Origin of the sequence: Hyunsoonleella aquatilis (assembly GCF_014270105.1) — a bacterium.
Taxonomy (GTDB): Bacteria; Bacteroidota; Bacteroidia; order Flavobacteriales; family Flavobacteriaceae; genus Jejuia; species Jejuia aquatilis.
In genome coordinates this window covers 200,270-225,626 of the sequence record NZ_JACNMF010000003.1, presented here as the reverse complement: position 1 = coordinate 225,626, position 25,357 = coordinate 200,270, and the positions used below count along the sequence as shown (strand labels likewise).

General features: G+C 36.5%; 12 protein-coding genes. All 12 read right to left on the bottom strand.

The features are described 5' to 3' along the window. The 12 genes from H7U19_RS09750 to H7U19_RS09695 all read right to left on the bottom strand — a co-directional run bounded on the left by H7U19_RS09750 (position 1) and on the right by H7U19_RS09695 (position 25,335). The gene (locus H7U19_RS09750) at positions 1-1,458 is read right to left on the bottom strand and encodes a sulfatase family protein (RefSeq protein WP_186561827.1); all 1,458 of its coding nucleotides are present in this window, start codon (positions 1,456-1,458) and stop codon (positions 1-3) included. A 78-nt stretch (positions 1,459-1,536) separates the two neighbouring features. Continuing rightward, positions 1,537-2,589, bottom strand: a complete 1,053-nt coding sequence (gene rhaT / locus H7U19_RS09745; protein ID WP_186561825.1) for an L-rhamnose/proton symporter RhaT — start codon at positions 2,587-2,589, stop codon at positions 1,537-1,539. Between the two features lie 562 nt (positions 2,590-3,151). Then, positions 3,152-5,710, bottom strand: coding sequence for an InlB B-repeat-containing protein (locus H7U19_RS09740; RefSeq protein WP_186561823.1), 2,559 nt, complete (start codon positions 5,708-5,710; stop codon positions 3,152-3,154). A 95-nt stretch (positions 5,711-5,805) separates the two neighbouring features. After that, entirely contained in the window at positions 5,806-7,203 is a 1,398-nt protein-coding gene (locus H7U19_RS09735; protein WP_186561821.1) for a sulfatase, read from the bottom strand. Positions 7,204-7,222: 19 nt separating this feature from the next. Next, a complete protein-coding gene (locus tag H7U19_RS09730) occupies positions 7,223-8,671 on the bottom strand; it encodes an arylsulfatase (protein ID WP_186561819.1) in 1,449 nt (482 codons plus the stop codon). Between the two features lie 25 nt (positions 8,672-8,696). Beyond that, a complete protein-coding gene (locus tag H7U19_RS09725) occupies positions 8,697-11,918 on the bottom strand; it encodes a glycosyl hydrolase (protein WP_186561817.1) in 3,222 nt (1,073 codons plus the stop codon). Between the two features lie 15 nt (positions 11,919-11,933). After that, positions 11,934-14,306: an alpha-L-rhamnosidase-related protein gene (locus tag H7U19_RS09720; protein ID WP_186561815.1), complete on the bottom strand. Its 2,373-nt coding sequence runs from the start codon at positions 14,304-14,306 to the stop codon at positions 11,934-11,936. A gap of 37 nt (positions 14,307-14,343) precedes the next feature. After that, the gene (locus H7U19_RS09715) at positions 14,344-15,432 is read right to left on the bottom strand and encodes a PKD domain-containing protein (protein ID WP_222597415.1); all 1,089 of its coding nucleotides are present in this window, start codon (positions 15,430-15,432) and stop codon (positions 14,344-14,346) included. A 329-nt stretch (positions 15,433-15,761) separates the two neighbouring features. Continuing rightward, complete coding sequence (locus tag H7U19_RS09710) at positions 15,762-17,171, bottom strand: L-fucose/L-arabinose isomerase family protein (protein ID WP_186561813.1); 1,410 nt, start codon at positions 17,169-17,171, stop codon at positions 15,762-15,764. Between the two features lie 10 nt (positions 17,172-17,181). Next, complete coding sequence (locus tag H7U19_RS09705) at positions 17,182-20,418, bottom strand: family 78 glycoside hydrolase catalytic domain (protein ID WP_186561811.1); 3,237 nt, start codon at positions 20,416-20,418, stop codon at positions 17,182-17,184. Between the two features lie 6 nt (positions 20,419-20,424). Then, complete coding sequence (locus tag H7U19_RS09700) at positions 20,425-22,752, bottom strand: glycoside hydrolase family 78 protein (protein ID WP_186561809.1); 2,328 nt, start codon at positions 22,750-22,752, stop codon at positions 20,425-20,427. Positions 22,753-22,803: 51 nt separating this feature from the next. Continuing rightward, positions 22,804-25,335 carry a family 78 glycoside hydrolase catalytic domain gene (locus H7U19_RS09695; protein ID WP_186561807.1) on the bottom strand — a complete coding sequence of 844 codons (2,532 nt, stop codon included), beginning with the start codon at positions 25,333-25,335 and terminating at the stop codon, positions 22,804-22,806. Between the last annotated feature and the right edge of the window lie 22 nt (positions 25,336-25,357).

Sequence of the window (25,357 nt, the reverse complement as noted above, 5' to 3'; positions counted from 1 at the left end):
TTACCAAGGATCATTCATTGAGGTTAATAATTCAGTTAATTCTGTTTCCATCTTATGGTCAAGCTCAGCATTTTCACCCCAAATATTGGTCATTTGATACGGATCTTCGGCATCATGATAGAGATAATGAAACTTATCACCATTTTCATGTTTAACCACAGCATAGGTATAATCTTTGGTTCTAAAACCTCTGGCATCGCCTTTTGACGCAAAACTTTTACCAGCAAAATACAACTGTTTTTCTGGACGAATGACTTCTTTATCGAAGAAAACATCAGAATAATCCACACCTTCAACAGCTTTAGGAATTTCAGTCTTTAAATCCATTAACCCTAAAAGTGTTGGCATATAATCTGGAACCGAAATCAACAAATCTTCTGTTTTGGGTTTTAATTTCTTCGGATAATGCACAATAAAAGGAATATCATACGCCTCTTTAAACCATACGTTTTTATGCATTAAGCCTTGGCTCCCTAACATTTCTCCATGGTCTGCCGAAAACACAATAATAGTATTTTCATAAAGCCCTTTCTCTTTTAATTTTTTAATAACACGACCTATTTGGTCATCTACACCATTTACAGATGCAAAATAATCTTTAGCTTGATTCAAACGTTTTTCAACACCATGGTCTCCTCTTTTTAACTCATAATTATCTTTAAACTGAACATTGGGTCTGTTTAACACTTCCTTATAATCCATTCCTTCATAGCGTTTTTTGTAACGTTCTGGCACTTGTGTAAACGGTGTATGTGGAGGATTGATAGACCAAAATAAGGCAAATGGTTCTTTACTTTTTCGCTGATTCTCAGTAATATCTAAATAATCTATAATAACATCAGCCTCATGTTCTGCTGACCATTTTTTGATGTATGTTTTTTCATCTTCTTTAGCATTTGTAGTCCAATAATAAGGCGCATTATGCCTGTTATGTGTTCCATAAGCATACCAAAACGAGAACCCATGTCTTCTATCTGGAGGACACCACGTATCCCAAACCCGTTTTACATCTGGTGGTGTAGGTTCTGGACCATCTAAATGCCACTTACCTACATATCCCGCACTATAGCCATTGGCCACTAAAACATCTGAAATACAAACTTCACTCTTCTTTAAATAGTTCCCAAATTCTGTTCTTTGGGAGTTACAATTTTCTACGACTCCAGTGGATAGTGAATATCGCCCCGTCATCAACATGGCTCTATACGGACTACATAATGGGTTGTTTGACACGGCTTCACTAAAAAAAACGCCTTCTTTTGCAAGCTTATCTAAGTTTGGAGTGTACACAGGGTCTTCATTTAAAAAACCTAATGAGGCCTGTCTGTATTGGTCTGCAAAAATAAAGAGTAGGTTGGGTTTTTGGACTACAATCTTTTCCTCACTTGTTTTGCTTCTACATGAGAATAAACACACTACTACGAAAAATAATATGCACTGCTTTTTTATTTGTTCCATGATAAATTAAAATCACGTTTTAATTATTTAAAATATACTATAAATCAATAAGTTAAACCTCCATATTTAAATTTAAAGTTATAACGAATTGCCTATTCCAACCAATACTACGGATAATAGAATTACTGTGATACCAGCAGTAATTGTCCATTTGGTTTTACTAGCCACTCCATGCCATTCCTTACGGTAAATACCCCAAAAATTAGCGGTTAAAATAATAGTGGACATGTGTAATATCCAAGAACTAGCACCACTTCCAAGTTTGCTCTCGCCCATACCGTAAAAGAAAAATTGTAAAAACCAGATGGTTCCGGCCAAAGCTGAAAACAGTAAATTGTTTTTTATAGGGGTATTGGTATTCATAAAATCCCTATATGATTTGTTTTTAAGACTTAGTATAGTTGTCCAAACCAAATTAGTAACAAGTCCACCCCAAAGTATGACCACAAAAGTTACATTATTAGCGTATAAATGGTCATATCCCGCAACCACAGCGGCATCAGCCAACGGTTTCCCTGCTTCAATTCCAAAACTAAAAAAAGCACTTAAAATTCCTGATAGCGTGGCAACAATAAGCCCTTTTACCAAATTAAACTCACTCACAGTTTTCTTTTTTTCTTCCTCTGACAGCTCGCCCTCTTTCATCATACCAGCTTTACCCGAAATAACTATACCCAGCAAACAAACCAAAACGCCTACAAAAACTATTCTTCCTCCCGAGGAAGAAAGCATTTCCGTAAACGATGTTTTGCCATCCGTAGGAACGAAATTATAATAAACAGAAGGCACTAATGCCCCAAAAGCCGCACAAAACCCAAGCACAACAGAGTTCCCTAAAGACATGCCCAAATAACGAATGCCTAAACCATAAGATAAACCACCAACGCCCCAAAGAAGCCCCATTAAAAAGGTAAAACCTATAATGGTTCCTGAACTGGATGCTATGATTTCAGCAAATCCGGGCACGGTTAAATACGCTGCTATTGGAGGTACAATTAACCAAGACATAACCCCACCTACCATCCAGTAGGATTCCCAGGCCCATCCCTTTACTTTATTGTAAGGCATATAAAAACTGCCTGCCGCTACACCTCCTAATGAATGAAATAATACTCCTAATATTGCTTGCATAATTTTTATCGATTTATCATGATTAAAATCTAATTTTCAGAAATAAATTCAGGATTTAACTCCGTTCGAATCGGCGCATCGGTTTCCTTCCACCTGTTTTTTAACTCACCTAACAATTCCTACTTTTTTGCTGGATTTAAAGATGCCAAATTATTTTGTTCTATAATATCTTTAGCCGAAGCGTTTTTTCTACAAGAAGCCATTAAAACAGTTAAAAAAGTAAAGAGGAATAGAATTTGTTTTTTGATCATTGGGATGATATTATTAGAAATACATTTAAAACTCGGGCTAAAACATAAAAATATTAGGCTCTGTTAAAAAGTTTATCCTGTACTCTCGGGATATCGAAAAGAAAATAAATTTACCTTTTACTTTTAATCTAAAATTACTTTCCCGATCTGTTGATACTCAATTTTTATACGTTATAGGCGTCTTATTTCTATTCGGATATCAAGTCCTTACTCGTACTTTATTCGCATTCTGCTACTAACGAACAAATGCCATTACTTCTATTAGTGGGTTTCGGAATTAATTGAATATTTTTTCTTTTTGCTTACCTTTTTTAATACAGTAATTTGATAAAAGAATTATTGACTTTTAAGATATACATTCCTCTGGCAAAAGAGGAAATGTCAATAACACGCCCTTTTCCTTCAGATATTTTTTTTCCAGTAATAGCATATACTTTCCAACTTTGAGGTGTTTGACTTTTTAATTGAAACACACCATTATCACTAGGATTCGGAAATACAATAAATTTTTGTGTATTATTCTTATCAACAGATAATTGATCATTCGAAAATACTGCTTTGATATTCATATCTGACGTTACTGTTATTGCTAATGGATTATCTGTACTGATAATATCGCCTTCCCAACCTTCAAATTTCCAACCTTCATTTGCAATAGCATTTAAACTAAATTCTTGCCCATTAAGTGCAGTACCACTACTATAGTTTAAAAGTCCTTGCCCTTCTTTACTAAGTGTTATGGTGTGGGTAGTAGGATTTTTAGGTATAAACTCAATACTATCAAAAACAATACTTCCTGAACTAAAGTTGTTATAAAATTCAAATTCATTGATAGTGCCTGTCCATAATCTCCAATTAATTAAATCAAAATCTAAGGTATGCCATTGGTTGTCATTGGGTACAGTTTCTTTTTTTCTACCTGTCTTAGAACTTGCCCCTGAGGCATTCGGAAACATTTGAAGATCAGGTTTATCGGTATTATTCTTAACCACAATTCTTAAAGTACCATAAAGGCTGGCATCTAAATTCAGATTATTTATTGCTATCGTAGGCCAAGAAGATTCCGAAGAAAAAGCAACATTTAATTTATCATTATCTGTATTTATGGTCATCCCTCCTTTAACGGCGAACCAAGCTGAAAAGTCTTCCGTAGAAGTCCAAACATAGTTTGCTGGAGTTATTGCCTTAACAAAAGCTGATTCCAGTCTGAATTCGAATTTCTCAAAAGCAAAAGACCCAATTTCAGTTGACATTTTAACTTCAGATCCAGATTTACCATCATTTCGTTCTTTAGTAGTAAGGCTTTTCCATTCTGTAAATTGATGAGGGTTTGGGTTTTCATAATTTTGATACGCTGTGTAACCTTCTTCTGTTAAAGTACGATCCGGAGCTCCTTTCTCATCAAAACCACTCATTACGTGGTTCGAATTATTGATTAAAAAATTCTGAAGCTTGTTATTCTCTTTCCCATAAGGTTTGCTTCTGCAGTATAATGTTGTTCCAACGGGTAAATCTGTAAAAAAAGAAACATCTACATTTTCATTATCTCTATAACTAAGTGCGCTACTGTTATAATTATATATCAAAACATCAAACTCACTTTCGGATTCTTTTTTGGCAAAGATAGCATCCAACTCATTTGTTGATGTATTGGGATTCCCAGATATGCTAGTTTCATAACGAACTAGATCAATCATCTTATTTAATTCTTTTATAGCATCAGGGTCTTCACTACCTGTTCTATTGCCCCATCTGTAAATATGTTCTAGACCTTTGTCTTTATTTTTATAAAAAGTATTCGCAAAAATCAATTCTACAATTTCTCTATGCGTGGTTTCACAACCAATTGTTCCTTTCCCATCTGCACCATTCATAGTGGTTACAGTTTTGTACTCCATAATATCTATTGACGTTTCGGGATTCCATTTAGGATTATTGATAAGAGGTGCAAAATTTTTGGTGTATTTGCCATTCATGTCTCTTAAATTACTATTACCTATAACAATGTAATCTGATAATCCCCAAAAATCACACTTTATATTATTAGCGTGATTGTAATCAATTAGCCCTTCAATGAAAGAAGCATAAGGTTCTCCTTTATAGTTTAAAATGGTACCATTTTTATATAAGAAACCTGGATTTCTTGTATGTAATCCAACTTTTGCATTTGGTAAAATAGATCGTACTGCACTTTCAGTATTTGCAAAGTGTTCTATAAAGTCTTGTTTGGTACCATACCAGTGATCTGGAGTTTCAATTTCCGAACCAACTCTAAAACGCCATGATAAAACCTTTTCCTCACCATAGGTTTCCACCAATTTGGTCATTAATGCTTTTATAAAATCGTGATAGGCATCTTTATTAGCAGGTGGCAAAGAATTGCCATAAACGGATATTCTTTCATTTTCTCTGAAATTTACATTATCTCTTGTACCTTCCTGAATAAAAGTATAACCATGCTGAAAAGCCCATGGTGGTTGATCTAAAGCAATTTGCAAAATTTCGGTTTGCGAGTTAACTACTTTATTAAGTCTATCTATTAGAGGATCCCATCTATAAACATATTTATTCTTAATAGAGTCATATATGCATGGGTCATAATCCAAATCTTTTTGCGCCACGCCATTTACAACTTTATTGATTCCCCCAATCATTCTCACAATATTCATTTTAAGACCTGTTCGAATATTTGATCCATTTCGTGGACTTATTCTGTTAGCTGTATTCCATACATTATGAATTGGGAGCCTTTTATCACTTTCACTTGTAAAATCAGTCGATAATTTTACTTGACTTTGCATGAAAGTAACCCAAGTAAAACTCAATAAAATAAAAACATATTTCTTTATGAAGTTCAGAATATTTATCATTTAATACCGATTTTACTTTCTCAAAGTTAATTCTTTTTGATAGAATTAACATCCTGTAATATCCTGTGAATTAATGTTTTCAATATTATTGAAACTTAGTTTTCGAATTCGGGATTTTTAGTTTTAGGTATAGGCGCTTTCGTTTCTGCCCACCATTTTTTTAAATCGTTAAGTAACTCTTCTTTCTTTTTTGGATTTGTTTCTGAAAGATTATTTTGTTCTCCAATATCTTCAGATAAATTGTACAATTCTACCCCGTCATCTTCAAAATAATAGTGCAATTTCCAATCGCCTTTTCGTATTACAGAACCTGGTCGTGTTCTAAATAAAGAGTCTCTATTTTCATTGTCATTTACATTATAGGCTTGTAAGTAAATTGGAAAATGCCAAAATAAAGGACGTTCAAAAACTTCTACTTCTTTTTCTAAAACGGGTGCTAAATTATTACCATCCAATTGAAGCGAGCTAGCATCAATACCTGCATATAACAATACTGTTGGAAAAACATCTAAATTCGTTATGGGGACTTCACTCTTTATATTCGGCTGAATCTTACCATTCAACACAAAGAAAAAAGGCTCTCTAATACCACCTTCATAATAGCTCCCTTTTCCTGCTCTTAATGGTTTTTGTTTCGTAATTCCATACAAACCGCCATTGTCTGAAGTAAAAACAATGAGTGTATTCTCAAAAAGATTTCTTTCTTTCAACTTATTGATGAGTAACCCAATATTCCTATCTAGATTATCTATCATTGAAGCATACTCAGGATTACCTTGACCTTGCCAAGGTGATTTTTTTTCATATTTAGGTACAATACTGTCTACTGCCATAATAGGCACATGAACTGCATAAGGCGAATAGTTCAAATAAAATGGTTTCTGAACGGTATCTACAAACTTTAAAGCATTTTCCATTACCAAATCTGTCAAATATTGGCTATTGCCTTTTTCTATCTTCACATTTTTATATGGTGGATAATAGCTTCTGGGTAGTCCCGCATGACTTCCGCCAATATTCACATCAAAACCATATTCTAGAGGGTTATCACTTAAATGCCACTTCCCTGCATGACAGGTAAGGTATCCGTTTGCTCGTAAAATCTGAGGTAATATTTTGTGTTTTGGTGATAAAGTATGAGTATTTTTTATAGGAATTAGTTTTCTATCTTCAGACTTACCCCGTGTTGAAGGGCTAACCGTATAAATACCGTGACGTGGCGCCCATTGCCCTGTCATTAAATTAGCTCTACTTGGCGCACAATTAGAGGCAGATGCATAGCCGTTAGTAAACACCATTCCTAAACTAGACAGGTAATCTATATTGGGAGTTTCGTAGTATTCACTTCCCATAAAACCAACATCTCTCCACCCCATATCGTCCACATTTATGATAACGATATTGAGTTTGGTATTTTGCTTTCGACTGGATTGGCTATTACAAGAGCTAATCGAGGTAATCAAAAAAGTGAATAATATTAGATGTATTCTCATATTTCAGTGATGTCAATGATTATTTTTTAAACGTCTTTTTTATCAAAGGAAACTCCGGATGTTCTGTTCTAGAATTGTTGATAAAATGTAATAGCTCATTTGCCTTTTCCGGATGCTGTTCTGCAATATTATTTTGCTCGCCTATATCATTACTTAAATCATATAATTCAACAGGTTTTTTATCGAATTTTACAGCTTTCCAATTGTCCTTTCTAACCGCTTGAATAGGCCCTTGTCTTTCATTAAACTCCCAATACAAATAACTGTGTTTTTGTTGCTGATTATCATTTCCTAAAAGTGTAGGTGCATAAGAAACACCATCAATTTTATCAGAAGGTTGTATACCAGCCAGCTCGCAAGCTGTGGGTAAAAAATCCCAAAAAGCAGAAATATGATTGGTTGTTGAACCTGCTTTAATTGTATTTGGCCAATAAGCTACAAAAGGGGTGCGAATACCACCTTCATACAAATCGCGCTTATGTCCTTGAAAATCGCCATTACTATTAAAAAACTCATTTTTTAAATCGTCATATTCGTGTCCGTTATCACTAGTAAAAACAATTAAGGTATTATCAGCTACACCTAACTTTTCTAGTTGTTTTAATAGATTTCCAATATCTCTATCCATAGTAGATACCATTGCTGCATAGGTAATGTGGCCATCTTCATCATGACGATAATGCCCTGGTGTCATTTTTCGCTTTGGCCACCCCAAGTTTTTGTATTGTTCTTTTTCTTCCTCTGGAATAGTTAGCTCAAAATGCGGGATGGTATATGACACATAGAGAAAGAAAGGTACTTCATGATTTCTATTAACAAATTCCGTTGCCTTTTCTGAAATTAAATAATGGATGTGCTGTCCCTTTTTATTTTGAGGGTCGTTTCCATCTAAGGTTAACTCGGTTTCATTTTCAAAAATAGTATTGGGGTAATAATGATGCGCAGGAGAGTGTTGGTTAAATCCGTAGAAATAATCAAAACCTTGTTTATTAGGCACACCATCGGTTAAGTTTTCTGCAAGCCCCCATTTGCCGACAATTCCTGTGGTATAACCTGCGCGTTTCAATTCTTCTGCAACAGTAACGTCTTTATCATCCAAATCTACTGGAGTACCACTTGCTGTCCATCTCGGATTTCCTCTTACAGTGCTATGACCTGTATGTTTACCTGTCATCAAAACAGCTCTAGAAGGCCCACAAACAGAAGACCCTGTGTAATGATTAGTAAAAATCATACCATTTTCAGCTAGCCTATCAATGTTTGGGGTATTTATTTTGTCCTGTCCATTAAAGCCTACATCGCCATAGCCCAAATCGTCTGCTAGAATAAAAATGATGTTTGGTTTTGTGGCTACTTGTAGATTTTCAATCGCCTCTTTATTTTCTACCACTTGTTTTTTCTTGCAACCTACAATGATAGATATTAAGGTAATCAAAAGGATACTAAAAGTTGCTATTTTGGGTTTCATGAATAGTTTCTAATTTATTTTCAAATCAATACTGAATAGACTCAATAACCACAGGCCCTAGCAATCCTGATTCCTGTAATTTTGAGTTTGGTTTAATATCATCAATAACCAACCAAGTATATTTTTCTTCTTTTGGTTTTTGTTTGTCTTTTATCAATTGATTTCTCCATAGATTTACTACTTCTATTTCTAGTTTGTTTTCCCCTTTTTTGATAGCTTCTGAAATGTTTAATCGGTAAGGAGCCATCCATACACCTCCAACATCTTTTCCATTTAATTTCACTTTCGCCATCACTGATACTTTTCCTAAATTGATGTACATTTCTTGATTCTCAGGAAGTTCTTCAATTGTAAAATTTTTGGTATATGTTGCTGTACCTGAATAGAATTTTATTTGTTCATTTTCTGAAGTTGACCAATCTTGTAGCTTGTTAAACACAAGGGTTTCTTTTGGTCCAATCTCTTTATTTTGAAAATCGACTTTAAAATCTTTATCTAATATTACTAAAGGTTTGTATTCTGGAAAATTAAGACCTTTATCGGTTTTAGCTTCTTCACTAAAAACAATAAACCAACTTTGAGCTCCTTTAAATTGCAATGGCACTTTAATTCCAGTTGGAGTTATTTCATACTCAGGTAAAGCTCTCATTTCTCCAGTTAAGGCATTCCACAGTTGTGGTTTTAAACTTTTATCTGTTCTAAAAATTGGAGCAACATCTAATGTCTCATCACTTTGGTTTGATATGAAATAAACATCCATACCTGGCATATTTCTATGTATCCAAAGTACTGGTGCATCCTCTGAAACATCAACATCTTTAGCTAAGTTTAGTTCGGTAAAAACTTCAGATAATTCGTATCCATCCCAAATTTTTCCTTTTCCATAAATTGCTTTCATTTTACCATCTACATAATTGGCATTCCACATTTTATTTGCCAAATCTTTCACAATCTTATCACTTGCTGGATAGTTTTCTAAACTTGGCGATTTTTCTGGTTTTTGTCCTAAAATTACTCCTCCTTGTGCAACTAATTGTTCCAATTTGGTTAATAATTCTGGACGCATGGTTTTAAAAGGTGGCAATACCATCACTTTATAACTCATGCCATCTGGCAATACAAAACGACCATCCTTAACTGTAAGTCTATTCAAAATTACCTCTGCGTTAATATAATCATAAGAATAGCCTTTTGGAATTTCTGGTATTCTACCTCCAGTCATAATAGGTGCATCTTCCCCAATAAAATAACAGACATCTGCCACATACTTTCCTTGTTGTAATAAGTATTGACAACGACGCAAATAATCAAAGTAAGTGTCTGCCTGACTAAACCAAGTATTGTGACGATTGAATTCCGTACCAAACCAAGCATTCATTCCTGGTTTTCTATTATCATCTGGTTGCTGAATGTACAAATGCAAAACAAAGTGATTGATACCTTCTGTTAACGACCAATCGCCTCGTTTTTTAAGCATTGCAGGATGTCTTAAATATGCTCTTCTTGATGAAGTAAATGCTTCCGCAGAAGTGATTGGTTTTCCGTACGTATGTGCTGTAGAAGAAGATGCTTTACATTCGATATTACCCAATGTTCCTTCATTCCAAAACTCCCCAGCAATTAAATCAGATTGGCCACCATACATCATAAATTCACTAGGAAACCCCCAATGTCCGTAATTCTCTAACCAGGTTTTCAAGTTGTGTTTGTTACTTGCTTTTTTAAGACCTCCAACATATTCGTAAGCCACATCATCGGCGATAGAACGACGTAAATCCCAGAGAAAACGCTCAGAAAGTTCAACACTTCCTACAATTCTACCAGAAAGCACTGGTAAAAATGGTACAGGGTCATATCCGTACTTTTCTTTGAACTTTACTTCATAACCATCTGTCCAGTTTTGAGAGCCTTGTTCGTAGCTATCTGCCACAACATATTTAAAGGCAGATTTGCTTTCTTCAGGAATACGTTTTAAAAATTCACCTACAAAGTTATCGAAATGATATTGTGCCAAACCACTATTCATTTTATCGATTTCATAACCTACACCCTGAGGGGCAGCAGGCGCATTTTTTGTACCTGTTGGTGTCATTCCCATTCGCATAATCGTCCAATTCCCCTCTGGTGCATCCCAATTAAGAACGCCATTTTCGTCTAATTTATCACTCAAATCGATAACCTCATCTGGGTTAACTGTAAAACTCTTGTCTTTCAGTGCTTCTTGTCTTCCAAAAATGTAGGTGTCCCAATCAGGTTTTGGTGTAGAATGCATTTTACCTAATTGTTTCTCTATGTATTTATCCAGTACAGGAGCTTCAGAAATGTTTATTTCAGCGAATCCATAACCCGTACCTTTAGTTCCAAAACTGGTGCATTTTAAAATAAATTTACCGGCCTTCGTTTCTGGTAAAACCGTTGCGAAATCACCTGTTTCAATAGATGCTACGTTTGGTGTAATGCGAAAACGGTCAAACTGAAATTCTTTTACCAATTTCTCTTTACCATCAACCACAGCAATTAAAGACATGTTGCACTTAAAAGCCTTACTTGGTATGATAGTTATAGAACGTGCTGTAATCGGTTCAGCAAGGTCAAAACTAATTTCTAAAGGCTCTCCTTTTTTTGGTTTAAAGCTGGTGTCTGCCTCCTTGTTGCCATCAGACAGAACACTTACATCAACATCGTTCCAGTTAGCAGTAATTTTTGTAGGAATAGATTGTGTGTTTCGTTTTGCAACATCTGAAGATTTGAACGCAAAGGTATGTGTGTCTTGAAACTTTTCTTTTGGTTTTTTTAATGATAATGTTAACGCTTTACCTCCCTCAACTTTTGTTTCACTAAAAGTTAAATAACGCATAGCCTTGGTATAATCTACCCAAGGGCCACCACTCTGGCTCCAACCAGGACAATTGAAAATACCAATATCTACACCAATACGTTTGCCTTCTTCTACAGCATGTACCATGTGATTCCACCAATCTTCGCTCAACATCGGCACTTTTCCATCTTTATGAGCCGGGTTAATATTACCGATTAAAGCACCACCAATTCCTGCTTTTTTCATCGCCTCTAAATCTTTGGTAATGCCGTCTTTAGAAATATCATCATTAATCCAATACCAATAGCACCAAAGGTTATTGTCTTCTGTTGGGTTGATGAAATTAGATTTAATAATCTCATAATTTTCAGAGTTACTACATCCAGTTAAAAACAGAAATAAACAAATAAGTGCTATTAATTTCTTCATAATTATGTTATTAAATTATTGATAAGAAGCAGTTAACTGCCATGTACCTGGTTTAATCTGAAAAACTAAAAACTCATCATTTTCACTCTTAAAATCAAATCCTTCTAATTGTTTTTTTAACTTATTTTTTCTCCAAACATTTTTACCATTTACTAAAATCTTTACTATTTCTTTCCCCTCTTTAGGAATATAAACAGTAGCTGTGGTTTTTTCTGGAGAGATTAAATTTAATTTGTAGTTGTTTTCTGTTTTATCAACTTCTACAGTAATGCCTCCTTTTACAGAAGGTACAATCTGTTTTACAGAAGTCATATGTGCTAAATTTGGTTTTACTTCATAAGTAGCCCAAGCCACATCTGTTGCTTTTATACCTGCAATGTATCTTGAAAGGACATAGTTTGGCGCATTCCAAGCATGGTTGTAGGTACCTCGTAATTTTGGTAAAAACTTTTCATACAAAGTACTTAGCCACTCCTTATTTACTTGCTCTTGATAACGGTCTTTCATACGCTGTAATCCTTTATCGTATTGCCCTGTAATCATAATCGCTTCTTCAGCTATCCATTCCATGTGTGGACTTGACTTTTTTACAGGAACTAAAACGCTATCTACTAAAATAGTATAGTGTTCTTTTTTAGCTAATCCACTAATAATAGCTAAGGCACTTACGCGTTCTTCTATAACTTTATTTTTAGACCCATAACGATTCCCTTGCCAATATTCTTTTTCAAAATTAGCTTTGATACTTGTAATACGTGCATCATACCAAGTAATATCTTTCGTTTTTCCTAATGCTACTGCCACTTTTTTAGCGGATTGTAACGCCATAAAATACAACACCACATTTGTTGCTACAGGATCTGTATCTATCCCCCAATCTACCCAGTTTGCATACCCTTTTCTATGCTTTGGCAAACCATTTTCTTGCATATCCCACAACTTTAAATAATTGAAAACGGCTGGATATGCATTTTCAAGCGTGGCTTTATCTCCTGTGTTGTAATAGTATTGCCAAATACCTTGATCTATGTATTGTAAACTTTGCCCTGTTAGTTCACTACTTTTTCCACGATACGCACCAAAACCAGGTGCTAACCCTTGAATTGTATCTCCTGCCCTGTAAGCAATGGTATTATCAATTCCTTTTTTCAATAATAAACGCCCTGGTTCATCCAATGTATAAAAAACAGCCCCTGTTTGGTCTGCAACATCACCAATCCATAAACCACGTTCTCTATCTGGACAGTCCATATAATTATTTCTAGCACAGACATATAACGTATTTCGAGCCATCCACCATAAGCGTGTAAAATAAGGATCACTAGTTTCAAATGTTCCAGTCATTTCACCAACACCTGTCCATCTGTATTTTAGTTCTAACACTTCTACTCCTGCAGGAATTGTGTAGTCTACAAAATGACCATTAATCCAAGAATAACTTTCAAATTCCTGTACACCATCTTTTGTTATGTAAGTACCCTTTAGCATATTAAATGGATTATCCATGTCTGCTACAATGGTTTTTCCTGCCTTACTATTTACTTTTAAATATGGCGTTATTTGCTGGTTGAAAGGTAATTTAGCACGAATTACAAGTGAAGAATCTGTTGTATTGGTAAATGGTAGATTAATCTTCTCCTTATTAGATTCTAGTGTAAGAGATGTATAGTTTACCAAACCTCTATCATTCCATTGAGGAATTGCTCTTTTTACTAAAGCTCCCCAAGGTTTACCATTGGCATTACCTTTTACAATTGGTTTGTACCAATTTTTATCATCGTAATTACTAGTGTACCAAGCATTATCTGACCAATCACCTAAACTTTTTTGGGCGTCAAATTTTACATTGTAAGCATTGACTCGATTGGCACTACCTCCACCACCACCGCTTTTTGAGTCGTAAGCTTGATGAACTTTCATTTTCCAATCTGCATTAGAAACGAGTCGTTGTTTTCCTAGATTAGCATGAAATAAAAGCCCTCCTTTACCACTGTCATCATGCACTTTTCGGGTTCTACCCCAATACCAAACCAAAATAGCAATGGTATTTTTTCCTTCTTTTAAATACGACTTTAAATTAACTTCATCGTAATAGTTTGTGTTTGGTGCAGCTCCTCTTGCCAAACCACCTTCAAACAAAACCATTTTACCATTAACCCAGAGCCAATATTTGGTATCTACAGCAATATTTGCGAAAGCTTGCTCTGGTATTTCGTTAAGATTGAATGATTTTCGAAACGCCACCCAAGTATTTGCTGGTCCGTCTTTTTCTTGCCATATCCATTTTGCATCTTGCCAATTAGGCTTACTAGCAAACACCGAAGCTGAAGACACAATAGCCATTAATAATAGAAATATAACTTTGTGGTATTTAAATTTTATTCTCATTCTTGTTTTATATTCTTGATTATGGTACTAATTCAACCTATTTCGTAACCACGTCCCAGACTTTAGAGCGTATGGACTTACCGTCTTTATTTTCAACCGTGAGTACAACCGTCCAGTGCCCCGAAGTACTGTATTGATGTACAGGGTTTTGTCCATTAGAGGTTGTTCCATCCCCAAAATCCCAAGTCCACTTTTCAATATCACCCACAGATTCATCTTTAAAAGCAAAAACACGCCTATCTCTATCAACCTCAACAAAAGACCAATTTGCTTGTATTTCTGGTTTTAACGCCTTTGATAAAGGCATTAACCTGAAATGATTCATAAAATCGCCATCATGAATCATTTTAATATTATGTGCTAGGTTTATAAAATCCTTTCTTTCCTTGTTATCGTCATCATAGTCGAGAACGCTCCAAGACATAGCAATAATTTCATTCTCTTTCAAGGTTGAAACTGCAGAACTATTAATACCCTCAACAGCGGCATAATCAAATGGTGTTATCCAAAATTCCATTTTAAGTGTACCAGGTTCACCTTGTTTTAAATCATGTTTATAAGATGCATTGGCATACGGAAAGTCTTTAATCCAAGGGGTATTTCCCCAAATCATAGCCCAGTCTTTATTCACTGCAGGTATAAAAATGTGGTAGTTTTGCGCATGTGCCCCATGCCCTCTAAAGTGCAATTCTTCAATAGGTATCCTTTTTTTATTTGCGTTCCACTTTTTTATAAAATTACCTCCGGAAACATCTGCATCTATAACCAATTCAAAAATGTCTTGCTTAATATCGAGTCGTTCAAATTCCCAGAAATCATCAAAAACCTCTAAAAAAAAGTACAATCGATTCAGGTCTTTTACCCAACCTACTTTAACCGAGATATCCAAATCGGTAGCATCTAGATTAAAACCTATACCATTAATAGATTCTTTCATTTGGTCTAAGCCTATGGCGAAATTCCCTGGAACTAGATTCCAATCTGAAAAGTCCCCATCTATTCGAGGCATTTTGTGTTGTGGAAATTGAAAGATTGGGTAAATGGTATCACGATTGGATTGGGCATGTGATTGTTGAGCATCAAAACCAAAAGCCATAACCACCAGAAAACAAAACTGTAAACGCATATTATTCTATTTGATATTCAATTTAAGTCTTGTTGATATTAAAAAACATTGGGGTAAAACTACTTTTTGATTCATTGGAGTTGTTAAAATTAACTCTAATATGCTTTTTAATCATCCCGTAATGTCATGGAAAATAAAATTAGAATACATAAACATAAACAGTTTTTTAATCAAGAGGTCATACCTTCTTGTACTGCAGCTAGACACCCATCTTTTACAAGCCTAAACAAAAAGACTTATTGCATCATTATGACTTAGCTAAAGTAAGTCCTTTTGCGAAACTTATAACCGACCTGACATCTTAGCCAAAATGGTTGATTTAATTAAAATTAACAAACCCTAACCACTCTTAAATTCAATAAACTCCCTAATTTGTCAATTTTATTGGCAATATGCCCAACGCCAATAGCACAATGATGTGATGGCCCTTGTTTAGACCATTCGTTCATAAAAGCTCTGGCACCAATAGAAAAACGGTAACGGCTATTGGTATTACCAATATGCAATACAGGACCTTCTACAGATTCACCCTCTGCGACTAACAAAAACACATCGTCTTTACCTTCTACAACTGACAATAAAGTCACTGGGCCATGTTGCACCGTCATTTGGATAGACAAGCCTTTTCCTGGTTTACCATGATATACCGGAAGTGGGACCAACTGTACTTTTCCTTCGGCAATAGCAAAATGTGCTGGACCATCGTGTCCAAGCATCACGATATCATCATTAAAATCCATTGCATAAAATTCTGAGAACGACCCACCAACGCCAAAGGCATCCATGATTTTCATAGCTTGAGCGTTTTTAACTTCATACTCACCAGCCACAGGGATATTTTTCCCTGTTAGAAGCGTGTTACCTGCGATGACAGAAGTAACTATATTTTCGTATTCGTTGGCCGTTTCGCCTTCATAGTAATAAGCCATGGAACCCAGATTATGGTTTTCAACCAATTTATCTAGAGCTATGGAGGTTTTTGCGGCACGCACTAGTTCAGATTGCCCACAGGCATCAATAACTTCGAAAGTACTTCGGAATTCAGCTATTTTTTCTTCCGTCTCTGACTCGGTTACAGCATCTCGATATTTTTTGACCTCGCACATTTCTAAAATTTCAATATGTGTACCAAAAGCCGCCGACTGCTTGGTTAAATCGGCATATACATCCAGCATACCGCAATAGTAATTCCCCAGAACCCCTAAACGATTACTGTTCATAATTTTAGCCACTTTGGCCGCGTCAATCCAATCTTGGATGTCATCCCAAACGGCTGGCTCGTCTAAATAACCGGTTACAAATTCATAATCTATCCCCGAACGGTTAAAGACATTAGCCAATTCCGGTACGGAACAGGCTTGACAATGGGCCAACCACTCACCGGTCATAGTACCCCGGTCTCCGAGTTTATTAAAACTTTCATAATCTATCGCCGCAACTGGCTGAATGTTTAAGATAATGGTTGGGCATTTGAGTTTTTGAACTACCGGCAAGACCGTAGATGACAGTGCATAAGTAGATACATATAAAAACAGCACATTGACGTCTTCCGTCTTTAACACTTTTGCCTTTTCCCTAGCTACCTCTGGAGAGTCTACCAAACCTACATTAACTACTTCGGCACCAAAGCCTTCCATTTTATCCGCTATTTGTTGTTGATAGCCTTCTAATCGTTCTAACAGGCCTTCAAACTGAGGCCAATAGGTATCTAATCCGATACCAAATAATCCTACTTTCATCTACTAATATTTATTTAAAAATTTTAATTTCTTTAATCGATGGAGCTTCATCAGCTTCTTCAATGAATATCCTACACTTATTAGAAGTTACCGCCTCAAAAAAATGTTCTTTGTTAGCACCACGTTTTGTACCATTGGCCAAAATAACCCATTCATCATTTTCAAAATATTCAATGGTATATTTTGAAATATTCTGTCCTTGTTCATCAATAACCACTTTGCTAAAGGTTTGGGGTTTCACCCATTCTACTTCTAAATATTGATTTTTGGTGCCATTGGCAAGCCATCTAGTTTCTTCGTTTTCATCATTTGCCTTAAACGCTTCGAAACCAGGAAGTTTTTCTGTTTCGATAAACATGGAAGAAGCATTCATCCTGCCCATGGTTGCTAGATTTTCAGAAGTGTTTATCGGGTCCGGTATTTGTGTTTTTGGAAGTTCGCTTACCTTAAAATCATACATTCCTGACGTAACATTGTAAATGATGTTATTACCTACCGCTTCACTTTTTTCGCTACCTATGTACCTGATACCCTCTGAACCTTCAGCTAATTGTCCTCCCTCGCTTATGTCATCTTTACTATTTGCAGGTAAATATACTTTTGCGGTAGTGTTCACAGGAATTTCTAAATGAAATACCGCACCGCCATCCTCTTTTTTCCAATTCACAACTACATTACCGTACATAGATTGGTAAGATGTATTGGTATACTCTAAATCTTTTACTGGAGTTGGTTTAATAACCATGTGTTGCATGCCCAATTGTTCTGGATTAGGGCGAATGCCACCAAAACCTTTAATAAAATATCCCCCAATACCCGTGTAACACGTGTGTATTTGACTATTCCCTATGGCTGACCAGCGCTCTGGCCATACCGTTTTACCTTGCTCTAAAAAGTAACCATAGCTTGGGTGGTGTTTGTCTTTTAGTAATTCGTGAATTAAATCCATACGCTCCGCGTATTCGGTAAAATATCTGGTGTACAGTGCTTGTCCAGAGCTTCCTGTATCGTAATATGGAAATTTATATAATACGTTATCTGTTAAGTTCGCTTCTACTCTTTTCTTTTCAGATTCTGGTGTAACACCTGCTAACAGTGCAAAGGCTTGATCTACCTGTTGCCCATTACCATAAGTACCTGTTTCTGGATTATAGGACAGTTTGTGTGCTGCTTTGCGTTGTACTTTTAAACGCTGTGCATATTGTTTTGCATCTTCTGTTTTGCCCAGTACTGTGGCAATATTTTGCGCGTTTTCTAACATAAAGGCATATAAGCAATTGTTAAAATGAAGTGCTTCTGGCGAGTTACTGCTCGTCCAAAAATTACCTCGTGGTGTACACCAATCGCCTAAACCTGGAAATTGTCTTTGCCCTTGCTCTCCCGCTTTTAGTGCTCCTCCTGTTTCGTAATTAGAATTGTTATACAGCCATGTCATCCATTTTGTCATAGACTCATAATTATCCTCCAATACTTTTTTATCGCCCAACATTCTATAGGTTTCCCATACGGTCAATGGGCTATTGGCCTTCCACATTAAAAACGGACGGTCTTCTTCATTAATAACCGCGCGTATTTTTCCATCCTCAAATTGCGCATCCCTTGTATATTGTAAATATTGGTCCATGTAGGCGCCACTTTCATAATTAGGCAGGGCATCCCCGTACATTGCCGCAACAGTTACTTCTCCCCAGCCACGCCTTTCCCGGTGTGGGCAATCTACCAAAATACCATCCATGGTATTGGCCAAGTATGTATCGAGGTTTACTTTGTAAATCCTATTAAGTAACATATCAGAAGATTCAAATTGGCTTATTTGTTTTCTATTGTTGGTTACTACATAGCCTTTTGCATCGTAAATCCTTAGTTCAGTTTTTAAACCATAAACGGTTATATACCTTCCACCGGCAACATTAAAACGGTTGGTAAATTTACCCTTTCCAGATTTCCCGAAAATGTATTTGCTCTTTTGATTCCAATTCATTACCACCTCTTTTTGGTCGCTTATTTCAAAAAGAACAGAATCGCCTTCAACGCCGTTTTTAAGATCTATCTCAAAAAATCCAGTATAATTTCTCCCCATATCTATGCGATAGGTGCCATCTTTGTTATTTCTAACAGCTACAGGTTTTATTTCTTCAAATTTAACCTGGGGTTCAACCATTTGCGCACTTAATTGGGCCGTTATTGGCCCATATAATGCCCGCACCTCCCTGTCTTTATTGCTATTTAGTGCAAAACTTATATTATTGCCCTCGGGTATTTTTTTGTTTAATTCTTCATGATTGTAAACGGTGGCATTTGTCCAATCTGTATCGTCGTACTCGGCAGTGTTCCAATCGTCCTCCCTTTTTCTATCGTCAATAGTTTCGCCACCAAATCGTAGAATGTCCCAGTCTCCATAATATTCGGAATGGCTTTTTTTGGTTTTCCAAGAGGTATCCGTTTTTAAAGTGATATTCTCGTCTCCAACAACAATTTCGGCCTGCGCTTTAAACACAAAAGGAATGTTTCGGTATTCCCTTATGCGTCGCCATCTTGACCAACCTGCAGCATGCCATATCGCAATGACGTTATCGCCTTTTTTCAATTTATCCGATACATCATAAGTGAGATATGGAATCCGTTTTTTCATGTATGAAGACACAGGGTTCAACACATTATCCGTAATTTTTTCACCATTTACATACAATTCGTGATAACCGAAAGAACCTACAAATACAAATGCTGAGGAAGGATTTTCTTTTAATTCGAAATTCTTTCTGTACCAGTTATGGTCTGTCTTTTTCTGGTCTGGTTTCATAATCCAATCGCCTTTCCAGTCAGATTGGTTTAACAAGCCCATAGAAAATGAAGCAGGATCACTCCAATTTGAAACAGCACCACCTTTATCCCAAATTTTTACTTTCCAGTAATATTGTTTTGCAGAGGCTAAAGGTGCTCCTTGATAGGTATTATTTACCGATTGATTAGATTTTACTTTACCAGAATCCCAGAGGTCTCCGGTGTTATTGTTTAGATTATCCAAATTACTGGCCACAAGTATTTGATAAGCGGTCTGCTTTTGTCCTCTAGTTGCCGTTTCATCCACCAATTTCCAACTTAATCTTGGACTTGCATTTTCAATACCTAATGGATCTGTGCGATACTCACAACGCAAATCAGTAAGTTTTACCGATGAAGGTTTACAACTACTTAAAGTGATTATCACTAATGCTAAACTCAGAAAAATTGAAATGCCTCTTTTCATTTTTTACTATTCTGTTATTTTCAAATTATCAAAAAGATTTTCATCGTAAGAACTTGCAAGCATCACATACCCTTCATGCTTTGCGTTCGATAGCTTAGTAATTGATTTTCCATCAACAAAAGCTTCTAAGATATTATCCTGAAATGTAAGCTGAAGGTTATGCCATGTATCTCCATTAAATTTTTTCATCCTACCACTTTCTAGTTCCTTTTTATGAAACATTAGTTTCCATTCGCCATTTTTAGACAGTTGAAAACGATAGCCCTTCAAATAACTGGTTGTTACTCGACCTCCTAATTCCACGTTACCACCTTTAATAAACACATCAGCACTACAGGTATAGTTTTTCCAATTCACATCACCAATTAGAGTATTTGGTTTGATGTTCGAACGTCTATAAACGCGCATCCAGTCATAGCCCTGTTCTGGAACAATCTGTTTTAAACATTGTGAACCATCTTCTTTTGAAGCTATTTCAAAACTTCCTGTTTGATCGGAGTGATACTTAGGAAGATCTCCTGCTTTACGATCTTCATAATCTTCGAAATAAGGAAAAGGAAATGCCTGTTCTTCTGGAATGTTATAAGTTCCTTTTTGTTGTCCCGTGGTCGTGGTCAATGAGTAAATACATTTAGAATCCAATGACAATTTTAACACTCCATTTTCAGGCGTTATGGATTCTTGTTGCACAAACTGTTCGTTTTCATCAGATTTCCAAATATTGACAGTACCCAATGACAGGCCATCTGCAATTTTAATCTCAATATCCTCTTTGGTTTCCGTACAAATAACTATACTCCAATTGGAACCATCTTTCTCCTTTAACGCGACGCAACTACCTTTATAGGTGGCACCATCAAAAAGTCCGCAAGCACTGTTTAAGTACTTCCACGTATGAGGTTCTGCAAACTGTGTAGTGTGGGCTGTTGCCCAAATAGTTGGCCACACCTCATAGTAACCGCTCCAAGGGCTGTTGGCTTTCATAGCACCAGCCTTGTCCCAGGTTACCGATTTATAAATAGATCCTATTGGTGCCCAAATTAAAGATTTTGTAATCCTATCACGGATATAAAATTTATTGTAAATACGAGCCAAATTTAATGCGCCGGCACCACCCCAATCTTTTCCCGTCCAGCTCCAATCCTCACTTGCCCATAAGGGTTTACCTGTCTTTTTAGCTTTTTCCGTAGTGGGCCGTCCTCGACCATCAACCATATTGTCATTGAATTCCCGCCCCGTAACATAATGATAGCCTACGGCTTCAACAACATCATCAAAGGCCTTATCATTTTCAAATTCGTTGAATATTTTCCAATCGCCACTATTATCATCTGGCCCTTGAATTTTTACATTTTTGTAGCCCCTGGAATCCAACAATGGACGTACATGGTTAACAAGCCAATCCCTATCGGTATAATTTTCGTTTTCGGCCGCCGCCACCCAATCAATATCCATATCCCATTGTTTTTTAGCAACATCGAGAAAAGAGACAAAGTATTCAGCAGATTCTGCCGTAAAAATATTGGGCTTTAAATAGTATGGAAAACTCCACGGTAAATATTCCAGGATAACTTTAGGGTTTCGATTTCGGGCTTCTTTCATTAACCAAAATTCATACCCTCGAGATACAGGATTCTTCAACTCATTACGCGTAATGGCATGCGAAGGCTCCGATCCACAAGTGGAGTTTTCGCCACCGCCCATTTCTACTTTTAAGTGTTGAAACCCAGCACCAAATTTGGGCTTAAACAAAATATCGAGTATTTGACCGCGAATAGGGTCTTCATAATCATACAACAAATCTGTAGAAGCCCCCGCGCTCACTCCACCAATACCTTCAAAAGTACGTCCGTTGTCATTCCCATCTAACAGTATTTGTACAACGCCGTCTTTTTTAGAAAAGACATGAGGCTGAAAGGACGTTTCAGGATTTTCAATATTGCCCATTTCAAACCATGCCGGTTCACTGTGGGTTACGCCTCTGTTATTTCCCCAAGCAGTTACCTTCCAATACACGCGCTGACCTGGTTTAAGAGGTTCTCCACAATATTTGAATGGACCAGTTTCTGAAGTGCTCGTTGGTCCTGTATCCCAAATATCTGGATATTTTAGTTTCTCAATTGAGGTTGCCATCATAATACGATAGCCACCCTGTTTCGGGCTATTGGCATCGCCAACAAACGTCCAGCTAAACTCTGGTCTTGCTTCAATAATACCCGTTGGATTTATCTGTCCGTTACATTGTAAATTGATGACTTCCGTTGCCCAAGTTGTTGTAGTTAAAACTAAGCAGATAAGCAGATAAATACTGTGGTTTGATTTTAAATACTTCACAAACATTTTACAGTCATTAAAAAATTATAATTCAATTAAAGCAATATTCTACTAAAAATTAATAGTTACTACATGTTTTCCTGATTTCAATTTGAATGTATTGTTTGTAACACTTTCATTGTTTAATAAAATCTGTTTCGCTTTAAAATGAGGCAATTGCACCATGGCTGTTGACGTTTGTGGAACAGAAACCAACCATTCAATTTGGCCATTATTTTTTCTCCAAGAACTTTCAATTTTACCTCTGGGCGATTTATGAGCAACTTCACACCATTGCAAGCCCGATAAAAAAGTTGGCCTTAAAATAAATCGCTCAAATCCCGGAAAATCTTCGTCAGGTCTTATACCGCCTAAACTTTCGTGTAATGAAGCGGCGAACCCACTTTGCATAGGGTGATTAAACGAATGTCTATAATACCGCTCATTTTTATCCCAATTGCTAACACCCTCTGGCCATACGGTTAAATCGTGTTCCTCGGTCATAAATCCTAAACTCGGATAATCGGTAATACTCCATAAGTGCTTTGTCACAGCATCATGCCCGTAATCATTTAATATGGTGTATAACGGGCGATGCCCAAAAATGCCCGTACTGTAATGCCCGTTTTTATCCTTCATAATAAGATTTGCCAAATTATCGGCAACCAACTGCCCTAAACCTTCAGGAACCAAACCTGAATACAAGGCAAAGGCATTACCTGTTTGAGAACCATATGACTTCGCTTCTACATTAAAAAAAGTTTGATTAAAAGCCTTTTTGAGCAATTTCGCTTTTTCAGCATAACTATTGGCAACTTCTTTCTTATCCAACACCAATGCCATTTTTCCCATAGATACTAAAGACTGATAATACAATGCAGTTGACGTTAATGCGGGTGGTGTATCCATTTCTGGATTACCTCCTGGAGGACACCAATCACCAAATCCGCCATTAATAATCCCATCTTCTTGTACCTTTTCATCCAGATAAGCCATCCAACCTTCCATCATATCCCAAGCGCCTTCAATAATAGTCTTATCGCCATAATACACATACGAAAACCATGGTACCATAATAGTCGCAGCTCCCCAATCCGGTCGCGCTTGTAAACAGAGCCGTTTTCCAACGGAAATATTAGATGGCGCGCGCGAATCATAAGGAAAAGGGTCTTTAAAATGTGCTTTAGAAACCCCTAAAACTGTTTGCATATCTGAAGATGTTTTTTGCCACAAGCGTTTTAAATCAAAATTAAAACTAGCTGCTTCAGCCACCACATAAGCATCACCCATCCAAGCACAACGCTCGCGGTGCGGACAATCACTCAACAACCCTTGAATATTATCTTCGATAGTCCACATTGACACGTCGTAAAACTTGTTTATTAGTGGGTCTGAAGATTTAAAAGTTCCTATACGTTCTGCATCTGTTCGTACCAGCCAACCCGTAAATTGACTTAAATCTGGCGTTCCACTTAACCCTTCAATTTGAACATATCGAAAGGCATGATAGGTAAAACGAGGTTCCCAGGTTTCAACCCCATCACCTTTACAGATATACACATCGGTTTGCGTATTTCCAGTCACGTGAATTCCAGTAGATGCGGGGTCTATATTTTGTTTATCGGGCATGAGATGTTCAGCAAAACGCATTTTTACAACAGTACCTTCTTTTTCTTTTACAGAAATGGCCAACCAACCTGTCATGTTTTGACCCATATCTAATATCCAACCCTTTTCTGCTTTCCATACAGCTATAGGTTTAACTGCTCTAATCTTTCGCATGGGTTCTAAATCCTGCTCCACTAAATTTTGTGTTGGTGCTTTCATGATTTCTGCGGTTTCCCATGAGGTATCATCAAACTTAAAGGTACTCCAATCGCTCAACTCAGCTCGTGCATCATAAGTTTCACCTAAGTAAATATTATCAAAAAGAATAGGGCTACTATGTGCCTTCCAGCTTTCATCGGTTACAATTTGTTCTTTAGTCCCGTCTTTATAGAGGATATTTAGTACCAAAATTGCTCTGGGTTTTCCATAAGCAAGTCCTGGCCAAAATGCCATATTTTGCCCATAAAACCCATTGCCCAACATTAATCCCAAACTATTGTTTTTACCAATCGCTTCTGTAATATCATGACGCACATAAAAAGCCCGCTTGTCGTATGAGGTTTGAGCTGGGTCAAGTACACGGTCTCCCACTTTTTTACCGTTTAAATACAGCTCATAAAGCCCTAGTCCACAAACAGCAATTTGCGCCGATGCAATCTCTTTAGAAATTGAAAAAGATTTTCTTAAAAGCACGGATGGATGCGTTTTCCGTCGGATTACTTTCAAGTCTTCCTCAGTTGGCTCCCAAGTATTAATATTAATAGGTGGCTGGTTGCGCACCAAATCTCTCGCCGCCCATTCCTCCGGCCGATTGTCTTTGGTGTAGCCAATCCACTTTGCATTTTCCCAATTGATTAAAACTTTGACGTCTTCATGCTTTTTGTCAATTTCACCAACGATCTGGGATGCAATTAAAGCACCTGTTCCCTGAGCAAATAATAAATATATTGCCCCAAAGACAAATAATAGAATTGAATACACGTTAATGTTTTTCATATCAAGGTATTAACACTTTCAA